The following is a 16,990-nucleotide window of genomic DNA, read 5'->3' on the forward strand; positions in this document are numbered from 1 at the left end:
CCAGGTTTCTTGCGATCCCCGTCCCCGCCCACCCCGGTTTCCCGCAGCGGGATCGGCTGTCTACGTCCCAGGGGCCCGGGCGTCAAGTCAAATGTTGCCGTCCTTGACCGTATTTTCCAAAACGTCATTGATGCCGAATGTTTGCGAAGTCATTTTGCCGGCCTCCAGAACATAGCGGGTGATGGTCCAGGCATCGTTGTCGATGCTGTCGAGATGGCCCTGGCCGCCCGCGTCCACCGCACCGGCCAGGGCGTCCATGAAGGACTCGACATCCACCCACCGCCCCTCGTGCTCCAGGCTGAGCACACCGTCGGCATAGTCTGCCGTCTCAAAGGGGCACTCGTCGGCCAGCCTGGCCCAGGCCGCTTCGGAGAGGCCGCGCACCTCGCCGTAGACGCGCAGGTCCGGGCCTACGGGCATGGGACTCCCTCATCGGCCAGCAGGCGTTTGGCTACGTTCAGATCATAGAGTTCAAGCGGATCGGACCCGCTACCGCGCTTCTTGTATTCTTCGGCTGCCGCCTCGATGTCGGGATAGGGAATCCAGTCGTGGCGTTCCCAGATCTCGGCGTGTTCGCTGTTCCAGAGGCGAAACTCCACCTGTCCGAAGCTCACGCGCACGTACATGCGCACCCGTTTTTCCGTCGGATTGGGATAGTAGTAGATCCCCAACGTGTCTTTCATCTTTTCCTTCCTATCCTGTATTCAAAGCCATGCCGGCTTGCATGCTGTTTACAAAACCCCAAAGCGAGCAGCCCGCACCAAGACTCCCTAGAACAACGTTTCCCTTTGAGGGGTCCGGGGGGATCATCCCCCGGCCACCCGAGGCATCTTCCTTCCTGCCTCCCCTACCCGCTCTACCCTCTCTACCCTCTCTCCAAACTCTTCTCGAACTCGCTCACCGTGCGCCGGGCTGTTTCGTCCCAGGAGAACAGGGCCGACCGGGCCAGTCCCAGTCGGGCGCTCGTCTCCCGAAGCGCATCGTCGCCGGCCACCCGGGCCAGCGTCTCGCCCATGGACACGGGATCGGACGGCGCATCGAGATAGATGCCGGCCTCGCCGGCCACTTCCGGCAGGCTGGTCAGGCGCGTGGTCACCACCGGGCAGCGGCAGGCCATGGCCTCCAGCACCGGCAGGCCGAAGCCTTCGTAGATGCTCGGATAGACCAGGGCCAGGGCCTTGGAATAAAGCGCGGCCAGGGTGGCGTCGTCGCAGTAGCCTATCTCGATGGGGGGCGTGCCTTCCATGCGTTCGCCGGACCAGCCGCTCCAGCCGGCCGTGACCAGCGGGATGGAAAGGCCGGCGGCAGCCAGGGCCTTGGGGATGACGTGCAGGTTCTTGCGGGGATCGTTGGTGCCGACAAAGAGGAAATAGCGCTCGGGCACGCCGGCCGGCAAGGAGGCGTCCACGGGATGGAAGACCTCCGGCTCATGGGCGTTCCAGGTGACCCGGATGCGGGCCGGATCGAGGCCGAGCAGACGCACCATCTCGGCCTTGGTGTACTTGGACACGGCCAGGAACCGGGCCACGCCCGGCAGGCGCTTGTGGAAATAGCGGTTGAAATAACGCACCCGCTCGGCCGGATGGCGCTCGGGCATGGTCAAGAGCGACAGGTCGTGGACGGTGAAGACCGTTGCCACCCCGGCCGGCACCCGAAACGGGAAAAAGGCGGCCTCGTGGTAGATGTCATAGCCCTTGGCCGCCTGGAAGAAAGCGGCCTCGCGCTGCCAGTGGCGGGCCAGGCGCACGGCCAGGCCGACGGCCGGGGGAAGTTTCCACAGGAGGCTGGTCAGGCGCGAGCGGCCGGCCAGATTCTCCGGCGGCCGGGGCGGGGTGTCCGAGACGGTGCGGCCGTCGAAATAGGCGATGTCGAGCTGCTCACCGTAGCCCCGCTCCAGGGCGGCGTAGAGGCAGCGCAGGTAGCGGCCGATGCCGGTATTGACCGTGGCCAGGGGCACGGCGTTGACGATGACGCGCAGTTTTCTCATTTTTTCTCTGGTGCAGGCGGTCAGCGGCCGGCCATAAGCCGGGCGGCCACGGCCTGCATGTTGCGGATAAAGACGGCGGTGTCAAAGGCGGCGGCCCGACGCTGGCAAGCCTCGCGCATCCCCAGGGCCTCGGCCGGCCCCAGTTCGGCCACGGCCCGGGCCACGTCGGCCGGGGCGGGGTCCGGCGGCAGCAGGATGCCGGTCTGGCCATGCACCACCGTCTCGGTCAGCCCGCCTTCGCGCACGCCGATGACCGGCTTGCCGGCGGCCATGGACTCCACCGGCGAGATGCCGAAATCCTCATCGCGCGGAATATAGATGGTGGCGATGGCCGTGCCGATCAGCCGGCGCAGTTCGGCCGCCTCGGTCCAGCCGCGAATCTCGATATTGGGCCGCCCGGCGGCAAGGTCCCGCACCCGGGCCAGTTCCGAACCGCCCGACACCACCACCAGCCGTTTGTCCGGCAGGGCGGCAAAGGCTTCAACCACCACATCGACGCGCTTAAGCACGTCCACCCGGGCCGTGGACAGATAAAACGGTTCCTGGCCGAGATTGGGGAAGGCGGCCGTGTCCACCGGCGGATGGACCACCTCGGCCTCCAGGCCGAGAAACCGGCTGATGCGCCGGCGCACGGTCTCGGAATTGGCCACCACCGCGTCCATGGCCCGGATGGCCGTTTCATAGCGGCGGCGATAGCGGGCGGCCAGGAGCCGGTAGGCCGGCCGGCGCAGCGGCGACTGGCGGGCCAGATAGAAATCGCGGTGGTCGTAGAGGATGCGCGGCGGCGTGTGGCAGTAGAGGATCTGGGGACCGGCGATGCGGCCGTGAGCCAGGAGGGTCAGGGCGCCGCTGTGGATGGCCAGCGGCACCTCCGTCCGGGGGAGGCGCTCAAAGGCCAGACACATGGCCAGGGTCGCGGACAGGCGCGCGGCCAGGGGATGGCGGCCGAGGGCGTCGAGGTTCCGGGGCAGGCTGCCGCCGAAAAAGTCCGGGGCAAAGGCGGCCTGGTTGAAAACCCCGGTGACCAGGGCGGCGTCAAAGGCCCGGGCCAGGGTCAGGGCCACGAGTTCGCCGCCGCCAGGGAAGGCGAAGGCATCGTGCAACACAAGCGGACGATGGGACATGACGGCTCCTGCCGGGTTTTGCCGCCTGCGATAGCCCGAGACGCTGCCTCTGGCAATCCCCGGCCGCTCCCCGACCTTGCACCGGGCGCAAACAGTGCTACATTCGCTGGAAAGAACACAATACCCGGAGGCGGCCATGGCCGATGCAACAACCATCATTCTTGGCGGTGTGGAGTGCGATTACGATCCGCAAACGAAAACCGCCCTGGTCTACTGCGCCAATTGTTCCGAGCGAAACGAAGTGGAAGTGTGGCTGAGCGAGGACGGCCTCGCGGAATACGCCGGCTTTGTTTGTGAAAAATGCGGGTATTTCAACACGCCCGAAGGCTGAGCCGGGGATTTGCCCGATTACGACATTGCCCCCGCCGGCCGCCTCGGCTACACCCGTTGTCACAGCAACCAGGCATGCGCGGGAGGCTTGCTGCCATGGAGCAAGAAAACACCATTGCCTATTATATGGATATGATCGAACGAGCGCCGAGCTACCAGGACCTCGTATTCATCCGCAACCGGATCTTCGACGCCATTGAGGCCACGCTGTCCCGGGAGGATGTGGAAGCCATCAAACGGGCCTGGACCGACCGGGCCAAGGATGAACGGGTGCCGGTGGTCCCGGCGGGCCAGAAAAACACCGGCGGCTGAGCCGTCCCGGTGCGGGGGCGTCCGGCGCGGCTACGGGCCGGGCTGGCGGGTCAGATGCAGCGGCAGGGACGGCCCGGATTTCGGGGTGAAGGTGGCCTCGGCCGTATTGGGGCCGGTGAGCGTGCCCTTGAGCAGATGGCCGCTGGCGTGCTGGGCCGCGAATTCGGCCCCCAGGACCACGCCGGCCACATGGTAGGTGTTGGCCCCGCCGCCCATGTCCGGGATGACGATGACGCCGAAGATCATGTCGTCCTTGCGGGTGAAACTGGCCGTGACCTGCTGGCCAAGAACCGAGGCCGACCAGTTGCCGACGATGCCGGCATCCTTTTGGGCCGCAGCCGGAACGGCCGTCCCCGACCACAGGACGGCCAACAGGACCGCCGCCAGAAGCGTCAGACGGTTCATAGGAGTCCCTCCCGGCGCATAAGCGTCACGAATTTGGTCCGCACGGTTTTAAGCTCCAGGATGATGGATTCCACCTGGGCGTAATGACTGGAAAATTTAACGGCTCCGTCGAGTTCGCGCTGGCGCTTGGCCAGCCGTTGGTTGACGAAGTCGAGAAAGGCCTGGGGTCCGGGTTCCTTGTTCTCCAAAGGCAGCTCCCACATGTCGCCGGCGGGGCGAGGATTCGCCCGCGTCCTTGGCCGGACCTGGGTCCGAAACGGCGGCGTCATCGGGCTATAATCACGAACTGCCCGGCCATCAAGCCCCAAGGACCGAAAACCTGCGGCGCAAAAAAAGCGGAAGCCGCCCAGGCCCAGGGAGTGGCCCAAGCGGCTTCCTGAAAAGGCCGTGGTGGCGTGTTGGGGGAGGAGGCTAGGGGGTGACCGCCACGGCCAGTGATTCGAAGCGGTTCGGTAGTTAGGAAGGCCGTCCGCTTTCGAGGTTCCCTAAGCAAGACAAGGGCCACTTTGCAGGCATTCCAGAGAAATATTTTTTGCACACGATTTTAAAGAGTTAGGCGACTGGCTCGAAAAAAACACTGCCGAACCAGGGCAAAGTGCCGCCAACACCTTTCTTTTCGGTTAGCTTTTTTACAATCTTAATCTGTCCCATGCATATTTCCCGCCCGGGCCGCACACCAGCGCCCGGCGGGATCGACCGGAGGCAAGTACGCAGTGGTCAAACGCAATATAGAAGACATCACCCCCGGCATGGTGGTCGGCCGGGAGGTCAGTGGTCAGGACGGGGTGCTTCTGGCCCAGCGGGGCGTCACCCTCTCGGAGGAGCATCTGCGCACGATGCGGGCCTTTGGCGTACGCAACGTGGAAATCGTCAGCGACGACGACGACGGCCCACAGGAGGCAGAAAGCCGGCTGGAGATCGCCAAGGCGCACTGCCGCGACCTGCTGCGGCCCCGCTTCCAGGCTCTGGACGTGGAAAGCCCCTTTGGCCGGGCCGTCTTTGATCTGGCGGTCGGACGGGCTGCCGCCCGAGCCCTGGCCGAGGGCCTGGACCTCGATGCCGTGCCCGACGCTGGGACCCTCACCTGCCTGCCGCCGGAACAGCAGCTCTTCGATGCGGCGGCCGTGGAGCCGGGGACGCTTGTTTCCGGCGAGGTGGAGCTGGCCACCCTGCCCGAGGTCTATGTGCGCCTGCTCGAGGCCCTGCACTCGGAAAATGCCTCGTCCGGAGAGCTGGCCGACATTATCGGCCGCGACCCGAGCCTGACGGCCAAGCTGCTCAAACTCGTCAACAGTCCGCTCTACGCTTCACGATCTCCGGTCGACTCCATCGGCCGGGCCGTGGCCATGGCCGGCCAGAAGGAACTGACCACCCTGGTCACCGGGCTGGCTGCCGTCTCCGCCTTTTCCGACATCGCCCCGGGGCTGTGCGACATGCGCATGTTCTGGCGCCACGCCGCGGCCTGCGGCATCTATGCCTCGCTGCTGGCCCAGTCCGTGCCCGGGGCGGCCCCGGACCGGGCCTTTGTCGGCGGGCTGCTCCACGACATCGGCCAGTTGGTGATCCTGCGCAAGCTTCCGGCTGCTGCCGGCCGGGCCCTGCTTCTCTCCCGGGTCGAGGGATTGCCGGCCAGTGAGGCCGAGATCGCCGTGCTTGGTTTTGACCATGCCGCCGTGGGCCGGGCGCTTTTGACCAATTGGAACTTCCCGCAATCCCTGATCGCCATGGCGGCCGACCATCACCGCCCCGACGGCCTGCCCCAGTCCCGGGACACTGCCCTGGTCCATATTGCCGACATCCTGGCCACGGCCTGCGTCTGGCCGGCCCTGTCCGGACCGCCGGTGCCGGCTGTCGCCGAAGCCGCCTGGCGCAGCCTCGGCCTGCCCGAGACCATTCTGGAGACCGTGGCCCAGGCCGGCGACGACCGCATCCGCGAGATCGAGTCGATCCTTGTCAGCGACACGGCCTCGCCGACCCAGTAACCTGCCAGGAGCCAGCCATGAGTACGGACAATCCCCGCGTCGTTCCCCGTCGCCATCTCTTTCGCGCCCTGCTTGGCCGCGAGATCCCGGCCGAATCACCCCAACCGGACGCTTCGGCTGCCACTGCCCCGGCCGCAGCCCCCCACGCCGCCGGCGACGCCGCCTACGCCCTGGGCGACTACGCCGCTGCCGTGGCCGCCTACCGGGAATCGGTGCGCGGCGACCTGTCCAATGTCCCGGTGCGCTCCCGGCTCGGCTACGCCCTGTACGCCACCGGACACTTCATCCAGGCCCGGGTGGAGTTCGAACACGGCTTGCGCCTGACCGACGGCGCCGATGCCTTTTGCCGCCTGGGCCTTAGCCTGTGCCTGATTGCCCTTGGCAAGGTGGAAAAAGCGGCAGACACCCTGGCAGCGTTCCAGGCCCCGGACCTGGCGGAGCTGACCGCCCTGGCCGGGCGCATTGCCGAGCGGCTGCGGGAATCCGGGGACACGGACCCGACACCCCTGCGCCTGACCCTGGAACGCTCGGCCCGGGCCATGGCCTTTTTGCCGGAAGCCGGCCCGGCCTAGCCGGCCTTGGCGGGTTCCCCCGGTTGCGCCCGTACACCGTACACGCTATAGTACACGGGCTATGGCAGCCCACAATTTTGGCGAACGCATTCGCACCAAACGACTGGCCCGGCTGGCCGGGGACAAGACCTTCACCCTGCGCCGGCTGGCCGGACGCCTGGGCATCCAGCCCTCGTACTTAAGCCGGCTCGAACGCGGCGCGACGCCGAGCCTGTCCGAGGAGCACATCCAGGCCCTGGCCCGGGAACTGGGCGACGACGCCGATACCCTGCTCGCCCTGGCCGGCAAGATTCCGGGCGATGTGCGGCGTATGCTCCTTGATTCCCCGAGGCTGCTGGCCCAAGTGCGCGCCCTGGCCAAGCCCGATGCCCTGGGTCCCCAGGCCGACAATACCCCGCCCCGGTTCTGGCAATCCTACCGGGAATCCCAGCGTCTGGCCCGGGTCGGCAGCTTCGTGCGCGATCTCGTCACCAACGAGGATTTCTGGAGCGAGGAATTTTTCCGCATCTTCGGCCTGCCGCCAGACAGCCCCACCCCGAACTTCGAGCAATTCCTGGCCCTGGTCCATCCCGAGGACCAGCCTGCGGTCTGCGGCGTCCGGGCCAGGCTGGCCGCCGGAAGCGATCCCGTCCAGTATGCCTACCGCTTCCAGCGAAGCGACGGCACCTGGCGCCATGCCAAGGCCGTGGCCCAGTGCGAACGCGACGCTTCGGGCCGGGTCTGGCGTATCCATGGCACGGTGCAGGACGTCACCACCGAACGCCAGGCCCTGCTCGATCTGCGCTCCGTGGCCAAGTTTCCCGAGGACAATCCCCACCCGGTGCTGCGCGTGGGCAAAGACGGCCGGCTGGCCTACGCCAACCAGGCCAGCACCACCCTGCTCAATGCCTCCGGCCTGGCCGTGGGCGAGCCCGTGGGCCCGCCGCTTATCGCCGAAATACAGGCCGCCCTGGACAACGCCGCAGCCCGGGTGTTCGAGCTGCCCGTGGCCGACGCCGTCCTTCGCATCACCGCCGTCCCCCTGCCCGCCCTGGGGCAGGTCAACCTCTACGGCTGCGACATCACCGGCGAGCGGGCCGCCCTCCAAGCCGCCCGCCGGGAGCGCGACACGGACAGGGCCATGCTTGAGGCCCTCCTGAACGCCTGCCTGGACGCCGTCACCTTTGTTTCTGCCGAAGGCCGCATCCTGCGGGCCAATGCCGTCATGGCCAAGGTCGTGGGGCCGCCCTACGACCGCGATCCACAAACGCTTCACGGCCTGCATCGAAGCGACCTCTTTGACGCGGAAACCGCCCAGGCCGTGGAGTCCGACGATCAGGCCGTCATGGCCCGGGGGGGGCCACTTGTGGCCTCCCGGCCCATGGCCATCGTCACCAAAGATGGGTCTGCCCGTCGCCTGCTCCTGTCCCGCAGCCCGCTGCGCGACGCCACCGGGGCCGTGATCGGATTTTGCGCCGTCGGCCGCGACGTCACCGACTGCCACAACACCGCCGAGGCCCTGGCCGCTTCCGAAGCCCGCTACCAGCGGCTCATCGACGACGCCGTGCTCGGTGTTTTCCGCTCCACCATCGACGGAGCCATCCAGGCGGCCAATCCGGCCATGGCCCGGCTTTTCGGCTACGACTCGCCCGAAGACCTGCTGGCCCACATCGGACATAACGCCGCCCTGGGCTTTCGGGACCCGCAACGCCGCCCGGCCATCGTGGCCCGGCTGCGGGATGGCCGCGAACAGCTCAATTTCGAAAACACCTACCTGCGCAAGGACGGCACGACGTTTATCGGCAACCTCCACGCCCGGATGGGCACGGACGAAACCGGCACCCCCATCATCGAAGGATTTATCGAGGACATCACCGACCGCAAACGGGTCGAGGCGGAACTGGCTGCCAGCGAGGAACGCCTCAAGACCCATCTGCGCAACTTCCCCCTGCCCACCTTCACCTTTGCCCTGCGCAAGCGGCAGCTTGTCCTCACCGACGCCAACAAGGCGGCCGAAGCCCTGTTCCGGGGCCGGATCGGGGCCAGCCTCGGGGCCGGAGCCGAGGCCGTGTTCGAGGAAGCCCCGGACGTCTATCTGGCCCTGTGGAACGCCTTCGAAAGCCGCCACACCGACCGCCGCCGCCTACCCCTACGGCCGCCCGGCGCGCCCGAGGCCGGCCTGTTCGACATGACCTTCGTGTTCGTTTCGCCAGACACGGTGATGCTCCATGCCGAGGAGATCACTGCCGTGGCCCGGATGCGCGAAAGCCTGCAACGCACCTCGGAACAGCTCCGTTCCATCCTCGACCACGTCCCCTGCGCCATCTACTTCAAGGACACCTCCGGCCGCTGCATCATGATCAACCGGGCCGTGGAGGAAGCCTTCGGCCGGCCGGCCGCTGGCGTCATCGGGCAGGCTCCCGGCTCCATCCACGAGCCGGAGGTGGCCGCCCGCATCGCCGACGACGACCGACGGGTCCTCGAATCGGGCCGGGTGATCACTTTTGAAGAAGAGGTGGTGGCCAAGGGCCAGGTGCGCCGCTATCTCACAACCAAGGTTCCGCTCATGGACGAGGGCGGCCAGCCCTACGCCATCTGCGGCATGTCCCTCGACATCACCGACCAGAAACGCCTCGAGCGGACCCTCAAAGCCGAGCGCGACACCCTGGGCGCCATCCTGGCCCATGTGCCCTATGCCGCCTTACTGGCCTCGGCCGATGGACGCGTGCTGTTTCTCAACCAGTATTTCATCGATCTGGTCGGCTACACCCGGGAGGATATCCCCGATCTCCGCGCCTGGCTGCCCAGGGCCTATCCGGACCCGGCCCTGCGCGCCCGGGTGGAGGCCGATTGGCAAAGCGTCCAGGGCCAGGCCTGCCGCCGGGTCTATCCGGTGCATTGCGGCGACGGCCGGACCCGCTGGATCGATTTCAAATCCGTGCCCCTGCCTGACGGGCAGATGCTGCTGACCTTAAGCGAAGCCGAGACTCCGCCGCCATCCGGCAACGCCCCGGCCGGCGGCCTGCCGGGCTGACCCCCGGTTTCCCGTTGGCCCATGAAAAAAGCCCGGCTCGCTACAGCGCAGCCGGGCTTTTTCCGTTCATGGGGATGGCCGCTACTCGGCCGGCGGGGCAATGGCCCGGTAGAGCATGTCGGCCATTTCGGCGTTGAGCCGGACGTTGGCGTGGCTGTCCACGCCGTTGACCACCAGCTCCCCCGGGCTTTTGCCGGTGAGCATCGGGGTCATATCCAGGGTATCGATATTGCGGTCGGCAAAATAGGCCGCCACCCGGGCAGTCATAGGGGCGCTGCCGGCCACGTCGGACAGGCTGGGGATAATGAGGGCCAGCAGCCGGATATGGCGCTCCCGGCACCAGCCCACAATGGCGTCGAGTTCCCCGGCATGGGCGGCAAAGACCGCGGGATCGGCATAGGCGTCCCGCAAACGCTCCCAAAACCCCTTGGAGGCGTCGTCCACATTGCCCACCCGGGCCAGCCGCCAATAGGCGAAATTGGCCAGGGCAAAGTGGTCGACCAGATATTTGGCCAGCCGGCTCTGGGGAAACTGCACGGCAAAGGTCAGAGGGTGGCCGTTTTTCTCGGCCGCCCGGTAGATGTCGTTGACGAAATAGGCCAGCACCACCACATCCGGGGTCACCGGGTAGGCAGCCAGGGCCTCGTATTCGTCCACCGTGTCCCAGCCGATCTTGGCAATGTTGACCACCCGCCAGCCCGGCCCGAGCCGCTGGCCAAGCCCGTTGCCGAAACGGTCGCCGGCCCGGTCGATGCCGTGGCCGGCCACAAAGGAATCGCCCAGGATGGCCACGATTTTTTCGGTGCCCGACCGGGGAGCCGGTTCCACGTCGCGGTAGCCCAGGGAATTGACCGGCTGCCAGTAGCGCTCAAACCACTTGCGGCTGGACATGGTGATGTTGAAGCCGTCGGACTGGACAAAGAAAAAGGCCATGAAAATTTCCAGCAGCAGCAAGACCACGACGGCCGCGTCCACAGCCACGAGCAGGCCCATGCCGGCCGAGCGCGCCCGGCCGCGGCGCAGCTTCGACAGCCCGTACCCGGCCGCGACATTGAGCCCGGCCAGCCCCAGAACAACGTAGAGCAGATGGAGCATGGATCAGCCGGCTGCCTTGGCCCGGTCCTTGCGCCAGGATTTCTCCTGGCCGGCGCGCAGGCGGGCGATGTTGTCGCGGTGCTTGAAAATGATAAGCGCCGCCACCACGGCGGCAGCCGGGACCAGGGGCACCGGGCCAAGCACGGCGCAAAGGACCGGCACGGCCACGGCCAGGACCAGGGAACCGGCCGACACGTAGCCCGACAGCCAGATGACGGCCACGCAGGCGGCCACGGCCAGCAAGGCGGCGACCGGAGCCGCGCCCAAAAAGACGCCTATGGTGGTGGCCACGCCCTTGCCGCCCTTGCCGCCCAGGAATACCGAAAACATATGCCCGACCACGGCGGCCACGATGACCAGGGAAACGAACACCGGGGAGTCCGACATGGCCCGGGCGCACAAGACCGGCACGAGTCCCTTGGCCAGATCGAGGACCAGGGTCAGGATGCCCAGGCGCGTGCCGCATAGCCGTGACACGTTGGTGGCTCCGGTGTTGCAGCTGCCGGCCAGCCTGGGATCGATGCCGCAGCCGACCAGGGCCACGAGCAGGCCGAAGGGAAAGGCCGCGACCAGATAGGTCAGCAGGATAAAACCGAGATAAGCCATGGTTTCACTCCCTTTGTCGGGTACCGGGTCAGGATGCGCCGGCGTCCATGAAGAGCTGTTCATCCGGCAGGCTGGCCGGAATCTCTTCCGCGCCAAAAACCCGCAGTTCATTGGTCAGCGGATCAATCCTGCCCAAACGTAGCGCATAGCGCTGGCCGATGTAAATCGTGTCGCCCAGCGTATCCCGGGTGGCCCGGACATAGATCTGCATGTCCGGCAGGGACAGGGAGACGAACGCGCCGTTGCTGTCCACCACCACGCCCTCAAACGTCCGTTCCTTGCAGGTGCGCTGCAGGAACAACAGTTTCCAATAGCGCGGCCGGAAGCGCTGCACCCGGCCAACGGCCTCGATGCGGGCCGAGAGTTGGGGCAGCCGGGCCTCAAGCTCGCCCCGGCTCCAGCGCGGCGCGCCGGTGCGCAGCAGCCATTCGAGCTGGGCCAGATTGATCAGGTCGCCGTAGCGCCGCAGCGGCGAGGTGACCGGGGCATAGGCCGAAGCGGCCAGGGTGGCGTGGGGGCGAGGGTCCGGCTCGGTGAGTGTTGGCGGCAACTCGCGCACCGCCCGCTGGATGGCCGGCGGATCGCTGTGCACGCCCCGGATTTCCGGGGGCAGCCGGGCGTCCTGGGTCCGGAAAAGCATGGCCGCGCCGTGGGCTACGGCATACTCGGCGGCAGCGGTGTTGCCAAGGATCATAAGCTCGCTGACCAAAAGCTGGGCCTTGGGATAGCTCGGGCACACGGCCATGTCGACCTGGGCGTCGCCGGGATAGCCGGTGAGGATGATCTCCGGCTCGGGCCGCTCGATAATGACCGCGCCCCGCTCCAGGCGCTGCTGGCGCAAAAGGGCCGCCAGCCGGGAACCCAGGACCATGTGGGCCGGGGCATCGCCCCGGTCGAGGGCGGCCTCGACCACGGCGTAACAGGTGTTTTCCGCCACCCGGACAAAGGTCTTGCGCATGGCAAAGCCGTTGATCGTGCCGTCTGCGGCAAATTCCCACTCCATAAGGAGCGAGGGCCGGACTTCGCCGGCGCGCAGGCTGTAGAGATCGGTGCCCAGGGACTCGGGCAGCATGTGGCTGACCCCCTCGGGCAGGTACAGGCTCGAGGCCCGGTGGGCCACGGCAGTATCAAGGGGGCCGCCGAAGTCCCAGTCCAGGGCCGGATCAGCCAGGGCCAAACACAGGCGGATGTTGCCGTCGGGCAGTTCTTCAGCAAAAAAGGCGTCGTCAATGTCCCGGGTGGTCGGGGAATCGATGCTGACAAAGGGGATGGGCTCGGGCTGCCGGGCCAGCGCGGCCAAGCCCTGGCGGCGGGCCTCGATCTCGGCGGCAAAAGGCTGCCACCAGCTATCGCCGGCGTCGTAGTCGGCCTGATCGAGATGGTAGTTGTGATGGGCCGAAACAATGCCCCACTGGCCGGCCAGAATGAGCGGCAGGAAGGGATGCTCGGGCAGGCCTTTTCGCAGCATGGCCCACAGGGTGGCCATGTCCGGGTCGTCGGCGTCGGCAATGAGCCGGCGCAGCAGGGAGGCCAGCTTGGCCGCAGCCTCGGGATCGAGCTTGGCAGCCAGGGCCGCGCCCTTCTTGCGGTCGGCCGAAGCCCAGCCCTGCCAGAGTTCCTTGAAAAAGGTCTGGCCGGCCACAACCACCTTCTCCCGCTCCTCGGCCGCCGCCGCCTCGGTCAGTCGGCGCTCGACCACCTCGGCCGGATAGACCTCGAATTTGGGCGAATGAAACTTGAAATGGGTCTTGCAGCCGAGAAGCGCCCGGCCCATGGCAGCCACGGCATCCACATCCGGCGTCTCGCCGACAAGGCCGGCAAACCACTCGGCCGACTCCTCACGGACCTCGCCCTGGGCCAACTCCCAGAGTTCCAGCGGAGCTATGGTCTTGGCCGCAGCCTCGCGCCGGGCCTGATGGCTGGCCAGGATCTCGGAAATCTCGCTTCTGTCCCGGGCTCCGTCATAGCGCGGCCCCATCCACGGCAACACCCGCGAGGCCGCCATCTTCTCCTCGCGATGGGTGAGCGTGTACACCCGAAGCCGGCCCGAAGACTCTTCCAGCACCCAGGCCACTTGCGCCTGGTTGCCCTGCATGAATTCCACCAGACACCCCGGTCCGGCATACCGTTCCAACGCCATTTATAGTCCTTCTGCTTCGCGCCCAAGGCGGCCACCGCCGCCGGGCCATGCGTGAACAGCATGCCTCCGGCGGCCGGGGGGATGATCCCCCCGGACCCCTGCAACGGGAAAATTAGTAATTTGGGTTCGCGTTGGAGCGGCATTGCCCGGCCGCCAGAATCGCTTATCCCACGACCTTCCACCGCCGCAGCAACGCCGCCCCCCCTAACCCCAACCAGGGAGGGTCCGGGAGGGGGTTACCCCCTCCCGGCCGCCGGAGGCATCTTCTGCCTTCTCTTCTTCTCTATCTCTATCTCTTAATGTCGGAACGACCGCTGCCCGGTAAAGACCATGGCCACTTGCGGCGAGGCCTCGTTGCAGGCGGTGATGACTTCCGTGTCGCGGATGGAGCCGCCGGGCTGGGCAATGGCCGTGACCCCGGCTGCGATGCACAGGTCCACGCCGTCGCGGAAGGGGAAAAAGCCGTCGGACACCACCACCGAACCGACCAGTCCGCCGCAGGTGGCCTCGGTGCGGGCCTTGATGCCGGTCAGGCTGGCCAGGGCCTCGGGATCAGCGGCCGCCTCCTGGGTCAGCTCATAAAGCGACCGCTTGTGGGCGGCAAAGGCCAGGCTGTCGGCATACTTGGTCTTGGCCTTGAAAATCGTCAGTTCCACCACCCCGACCCGGTCCTGTTCGCCGGTGCCGATGGCCACGGTGGCTCCGTTTCTGACGAAAATAACCGAGTTGGAGGTGACCCCGGACTCAACAGCCCAGGCAAACAGCAGATCCTCGGCTTCCTGCTTCGACGGAGCGCGGGCCACAACCGAAGTCCCGGCCTTGTCCGTGGCCTCGGCCGGCACGAAATCGTCCACCGACAAGATGCGGTTTCTAAAGGAAAACTGGACGACCAGCCCGCCGTCGGCCAGGGATTTGATGTCCAGAAACGGCTGCCCCACCAGCTTTTCGAGCTGGCCAAGGCCGGGCAGCTTGAAAATGCGCAGGTTCTTTTTGGATTTGAGAATGGCCAGCGCCTCCGGCTCGTAGTCCGGGGCGGCCACCACCTCGAAATAGACGGCGTTGATCTGCTCGGCCGTGGCCACGTCGAGAGTGCGGTTGACCACGATGGCCCCGCCAAAGGCGGCAATGCGGTCGGAGGCAAAAGCGGCCGCAAACGCGGCGGAAAGGCCGGCATCGGACCAGGCCGCGCCGCAGGGATTGTTGTGTTTAAGGATAACGGCGGCCGGTTTGGCGGTCAGGTACTGAAGAATATTGACGCCGTTGTCCACGTCGGTGAGATTGGTCTTGCCGGGATGCTTGCCGGACTGGAGCAGATGCTCTTCCGTGGCCGCACACACCAGCCCGTCGCCAGGACCCCGAAATTCCACGCCGCCGAGGGTGAGCCGGCCGGAAACCGGCGCATAGAGCGCGGCCGGCTGGTCCGGATTTTCCCCGTAGCGCAGGCCCTTTTCCTGGCCGTCAATGGTCCAGGTCCGCTTGGCAAAGGCCATCTCGGCATCGCCCAGGCGAATGACCAGTTCGGACGGGAAAGGATCCTCCACCATGGTGGTGTACATTTTTTTCAGGTCGTTCATGGCTAGACCGCTCCTTGTCGCTTACGTGCAAGCGTGCCTAGCACAGGCGGGGCACAGGGGCAAATTGCATTTGGAAGCCCCGGCCAATTCTGCTAACAAGGCCTGTCCGCGGCGCATGGCGCCGCAGTTTTCCGGGCAAGGGAGTTGTCGTGGAACAGGTGTTGCTCAAGATGGCCAGGCAGCTTCGGGCCTTTGACGAAGCGTCGCTCATGGCGCTTTGGGATAAATATTCCGAAACGGTCGAACATTTCGAACCATCCCAGCGCTGGGAAGAAGCCGTCCTGGTCCTGGCCATGATCCAGGGCATGCGTTTTAAAAACCAATTGTTCAATCATCACTGGGCCCAAGGCCGCCAGCCAGGGGAATCCACCGCTCCCGTGCCGACCGCCGCCACGCCGGACATCAGCGCCGTGCCGACGGCCGGCAAAAAAGCCGGGGCCAAACGCCAACACCAGGGCAAAGTCCTGGCGTTTCGGCCCAAAGATGGAGGAGAATCATAACATGGCCGAATTACGCAATTCGCAGGCCCCCGGGGCCGGACGCGGCATCGTCATCCACGGGGCGCAATGGGGCGACGAAGGCAAAGGCAAAATCGTCGATCTGCTGACCGAATCGGCCAAAGCCGTGGTTCGCTTCCAGGGCGGCAACAACGCCGGCCATACCCTGGTCGTCGGCGGCGAGAAAACCGTCCTGCACCTGCTCCCCTCCGGCATCCTCCACGACGGCAAAGCCTGCCTCATCGGCAACGGCGTCGTGCTCGACCCCGAAGTGCTGTGCCAGGAAATGGACACCCTGGCCAAAAAGGGCATCGACGTCTCGCCCGAACGCCTGGTCATCTCCAAAAAAACCCACGTGATCATGCCCTACCACCGCCTCCTCGACGGAGCGCGCGAAACCCTGCTGGCCGGTTCCAAAATCGGCACCACCGGCCGGGGCATCGGTCCGTGCTACGAAGACAAAATGGCCCGCATCGGCATCCGCGCCGGCGACTTTGCCGACCCGGACCTCCTGGCCAAAAAAATAGCCCGGGCCCTGGTCGAGAAAAATGCGCTTTTCACCAAGCTCTACGAACTGCCCGCCCTCGATCCCGGTGCAGTGGCCGAGGCCCTGGCCCCGGTGGCCAAACGCCTCGTCCCGTATCTCGGCGACGTGTCGTCGATCATCCAGAAAACCCTGGCCACCGGCGACGTGCTGTTTGAAGGGGCCCAAGGCACCCACCTCGACATCGACCACGGCACCTACCCCTTCGTGACCTCGTCCAATACCGTCTCCGGGCAGGCCGCCGCCGGCAGCGGCTGCGCCCCGGCCGTGCTTTCGCGCGTCGTGGCCGTGGTCAAGGCCTACACCACCCGCGTCGGCTCTGGCCCCTTCCCCACCGAACTCTTCGGCACCGTCGGCGACTACCTCCAGTCCAAGGGCGGCGAATTCGGGGCCACCACCGGCCGCAAACGCCGCTGCGGCTGGCTCGATCTGGTGCTCCTTCGCGAATCGGCCCGCCTCTCCGGCCCGACCGACATCGCCCTGACCAAACTCGATGTCTTAAGCGGCCTTTTTGAAATCAAGATCTGCATCGGCTACCGCTACAAAGGCAAAGTCTACGAATACCCGCCCCAGGAAGAAGGGGCGCTGGAATTCGTCGAGCCGATCTACGAAACCATGCCCGGCTGGGAAGAAGACATCACCGGCATCACCGCCTGGGAAGACCTGCCCCTGGCCGCCCGGGAATACGTGTCGCGCATCGAACAATCGCTTAAAACCACCTGCTCCATCCTCTCCGTCGGCCCCGACCGCCGACAGACGATCATTCGCGGGTAACGTTGGGGCGCTGCCCCAAACCCCGCCAGGAGAGG

General features: G+C 66.3%; 17 protein-coding genes. 7 read left to right on the forward strand and 10 right to left on the reverse strand.

Annotated elements, in window-relative coordinates; genetic code table 11:
• Positions 1-87: 87 nt before the first annotated feature.
• The 4 genes from DVDV_RS18070 to DVDV_RS18085 form a co-directional block, all read right to left on the reverse strand.
• Positions 88-420 (reverse strand): hypothetical protein, encoded by a 333-nt coding sequence (locus tag DVDV_RS18070; protein WP_075356009.1) that lies wholly within the window; start codon positions 418-420, stop codon positions 88-90.
• Complete coding sequence (locus DVDV_RS18075) at positions 411-683, reverse strand: hypothetical protein (RefSeq protein WP_075356010.1); 273 nt, start codon at positions 681-683, stop codon at positions 411-413. Before DVDV_RS18075 ends, DVDV_RS18070 begins: the two co-directional genes overlap by 10 nt.
• Before the next feature lie 182 nt (positions 684-865).
• Positions 866-1,987 carry a glycosyltransferase family 1 protein gene (locus DVDV_RS18080; RefSeq protein ID WP_075356011.1) on the reverse strand — a complete coding sequence of 374 codons (1,122 nt, stop codon included), beginning with the start codon at positions 1,985-1,987 and terminating at the stop codon, positions 866-868.
• Between the two features lie 20 nt (positions 1,988-2,007).
• Complete coding sequence (locus tag DVDV_RS18085; RefSeq protein WP_075356012.1) at positions 2,008-3,111, reverse strand: glycosyltransferase; 1,104 nt, start codon at positions 3,109-3,111, stop codon at positions 2,008-2,010.
• A gap of 136 nt (positions 3,112-3,247) precedes the next feature.
• On the opposite strand from DVDV_RS18085, the gene DVDV_RS18090 reads away from it, so the two are divergent.
• Positions 3,248-3,442 (forward strand): hypothetical protein, encoded by a 195-nt coding sequence (locus DVDV_RS18090; protein WP_075356013.1) that lies wholly within the window; start codon positions 3,248-3,250, stop codon positions 3,440-3,442.
• Positions 3,443-3,537: 95 nt separating this feature from the next.
• Entirely contained in the window at positions 3,538-3,753 is a 216-nt protein-coding gene (locus DVDV_RS18095; protein ID WP_075356014.1) for a hypothetical protein, read from the forward strand.
• A 30-nt stretch (positions 3,754-3,783) separates the two neighbouring features.
• Here DVDV_RS18095 and DVDV_RS18100 read toward each other — a convergent pair whose 3' ends face one another.
• Entirely contained in the window at positions 3,784-4,158 is a 375-nt protein-coding gene (locus tag DVDV_RS18100; RefSeq protein ID WP_075356015.1) for a hypothetical protein, read from the reverse strand.
• Positions 4,155-4,346, reverse strand: coding sequence for a hypothetical protein (locus DVDV_RS18105; protein WP_254845440.1), 192 nt, complete (start codon positions 4,344-4,346; stop codon positions 4,155-4,157). Before DVDV_RS18105 ends, DVDV_RS18100 begins: the two co-directional genes overlap by 4 nt.
• Before the next feature lie 525 nt (positions 4,347-4,871).
• On the opposite strand from DVDV_RS18105, the gene DVDV_RS18110 reads away from it, so the two are divergent.
• From DVDV_RS18110 to DVDV_RS18120, 3 genes are all read left to right on the forward strand, one after another.
• A complete protein-coding gene (locus tag DVDV_RS18110; protein WP_075356017.1) occupies positions 4,872-6,140 on the forward strand; it encodes an HDOD domain-containing protein in 1,269 nt (422 codons plus the stop codon).
• A gap of 17 nt (positions 6,141-6,157) precedes the next feature.
• Positions 6,158-6,712 carry a hypothetical protein gene (locus DVDV_RS18115; RefSeq protein ID WP_075356018.1) on the forward strand — a complete coding sequence of 185 codons (555 nt, stop codon included), beginning with the start codon at positions 6,158-6,160 and terminating at the stop codon, positions 6,710-6,712.
• A 61-nt stretch (positions 6,713-6,773) separates the two neighbouring features.
• Positions 6,774-9,725, forward strand: coding sequence for a PAS domain S-box protein (locus DVDV_RS18120; RefSeq protein WP_075356019.1), 2,952 nt, complete (start codon positions 6,774-6,776; stop codon positions 9,723-9,725).
• Positions 9,726-9,806: 81 nt separating this feature from the next.
• Here the strand turns inward: DVDV_RS18120 and DVDV_RS18125 are convergent, their stop codons facing one another.
• The 4 genes from DVDV_RS18125 to DVDV_RS18140 all read right to left on the reverse strand — a co-directional run bounded on the left by DVDV_RS18125 (position 9,807) and on the right by DVDV_RS18140 (position 15,140).
• Positions 9,807-10,820: an SGNH/GDSL hydrolase family protein gene (locus DVDV_RS18125; RefSeq protein WP_075356020.1), complete on the reverse strand. Its 1,014-nt coding sequence runs from the start codon at positions 10,818-10,820 to the stop codon at positions 9,807-9,809.
• A gap of 3 nt (positions 10,821-10,823) precedes the next feature.
• Positions 10,824-11,426 carry a glycerol-3-phosphate 1-O-acyltransferase PlsY gene (plsY, locus tag DVDV_RS18130; RefSeq protein ID WP_075356021.1) on the reverse strand — a complete coding sequence of 201 codons (603 nt, stop codon included), beginning with the start codon at positions 11,424-11,426 and terminating at the stop codon, positions 10,824-10,826.
• Between the two features lie 28 nt (positions 11,427-11,454).
• Positions 11,455-13,566 (reverse strand): ribonuclease catalytic domain-containing protein, encoded by a 2,112-nt coding sequence (locus tag DVDV_RS18135; RefSeq protein ID WP_075356022.1) that lies wholly within the window; start codon positions 13,564-13,566, stop codon positions 11,455-11,457.
• 296 nt (positions 13,567-13,862) lie between these two features.
• A complete protein-coding gene (locus DVDV_RS18140) occupies positions 13,863-15,140 on the reverse strand; it encodes an IMP cyclohydrolase (protein WP_075356023.1) in 1,278 nt (425 codons plus the stop codon).
• A gap of 149 nt (positions 15,141-15,289) precedes the next feature.
• Between DVDV_RS18140 and DVDV_RS18145 the strand changes: the two genes are divergently transcribed.
• Together DVDV_RS18145 and DVDV_RS18150 are read left to right on the forward strand one after the other, a co-directional pair.
• A complete protein-coding gene (locus tag DVDV_RS18145) occupies positions 15,290-15,640 on the forward strand; it encodes a hypothetical protein (protein ID WP_075356024.1) in 351 nt (116 codons plus the stop codon).
• Between the two features lies 1 nt (position 15,641).
• The gene (locus tag DVDV_RS18150; protein ID WP_075356025.1) at positions 15,642-16,955 is read left to right on the forward strand and encodes an adenylosuccinate synthase; all 1,314 of its coding nucleotides are present in this window, start codon (positions 15,642-15,644) and stop codon (positions 16,953-16,955) included.
• Positions 16,956-16,990: the final 35 nt, after the last annotated feature.

Origin of the sequence: Desulfovibrio sp. DV (assembly GCF_001936595.1) — a bacterium.
Classification (GTDB): domain Bacteria; phylum Desulfobacterota; class Desulfovibrionia; order Desulfovibrionales; family Desulfovibrionaceae; genus Solidesulfovibrio.

Excerpts from the sequence above, each read along its gene's own strand:
- DVDV_RS18075 (WP_075356010.1), bottom strand. The coding sequence starts at position 683 with ATGAAAGACACGTTGGGGATCTACTACTATCCCAATCCGACGGAAAAA.
- DVDV_RS18095 (WP_075356014.1), top strand. The coding sequence starts at position 3,538 with ATGGAGCAAGAAAACACCATTGCCTATTATATGGATATGATCGAACGA.
- DVDV_RS18120 (WP_075356019.1), top strand. The coding sequence starts at position 6,774 with ATGGCAGCCCACAATTTTGGCGAACGCATTCGCACCAAACGACTGGCC.
- DVDV_RS18070 (WP_075356009.1), bottom strand. The coding sequence starts at position 420 with ATGCCCGTAGGCCCGGACCTGCGCGTCTACGGCGAGGTGCGCGGCCTC.
- DVDV_RS18150 (WP_075356025.1), top strand. The coding sequence starts at position 15,642 with ATGGCCGAATTACGCAATTCGCAGGCCCCCGGGGCCGGACGCGGCATC.
- DVDV_RS18085 (WP_075356012.1), bottom strand. The coding sequence starts at position 3,111 with ATGTCCCATCGTCCGCTTGTGTTGCACGATGCCTTCGCCTTCCCTGGC.
- DVDV_RS18080 (WP_075356011.1), bottom strand. The coding sequence starts at position 1,987 with ATGAGAAAACTGCGCGTCATCGTCAACGCCGTGCCCCTGGCCACGGTC.
- DVDV_RS18125 (WP_075356020.1), bottom strand. The coding sequence starts at position 10,820 with ATGCTCCATCTGCTCTACGTTGTTCTGGGGCTGGCCGGGCTCAATGTC.
- DVDV_RS18090 (WP_075356013.1), top strand. The coding sequence starts at position 3,248 with ATGGCCGATGCAACAACCATCATTCTTGGCGGTGTGGAGTGCGATTAC.
- DVDV_RS18100 (WP_075356015.1), bottom strand. The coding sequence starts at position 4,158 with ATGAACCGTCTGACGCTTCTGGCGGCGGTCCTGTTGGCCGTCCTGTGG.
- DVDV_RS18135 (WP_075356022.1), bottom strand. The coding sequence starts at position 13,566 with ATGGCGTTGGAACGGTATGCCGGACCGGGGTGTCTGGTGGAATTCATG.
- DVDV_RS18140 (WP_075356023.1), bottom strand. The coding sequence starts at position 15,140 with ATGAACGACCTGAAAAAAATGTACACCACCATGGTGGAGGATCCTTTC.
- DVDV_RS18115 (WP_075356018.1), top strand. The coding sequence starts at position 6,158 with ATGAGTACGGACAATCCCCGCGTCGTTCCCCGTCGCCATCTCTTTCGC.
- plsY (WP_075356021.1), bottom strand. The coding sequence starts at position 11,426 with ATGGCTTATCTCGGTTTTATCCTGCTGACCTATCTGGTCGCGGCCTTT.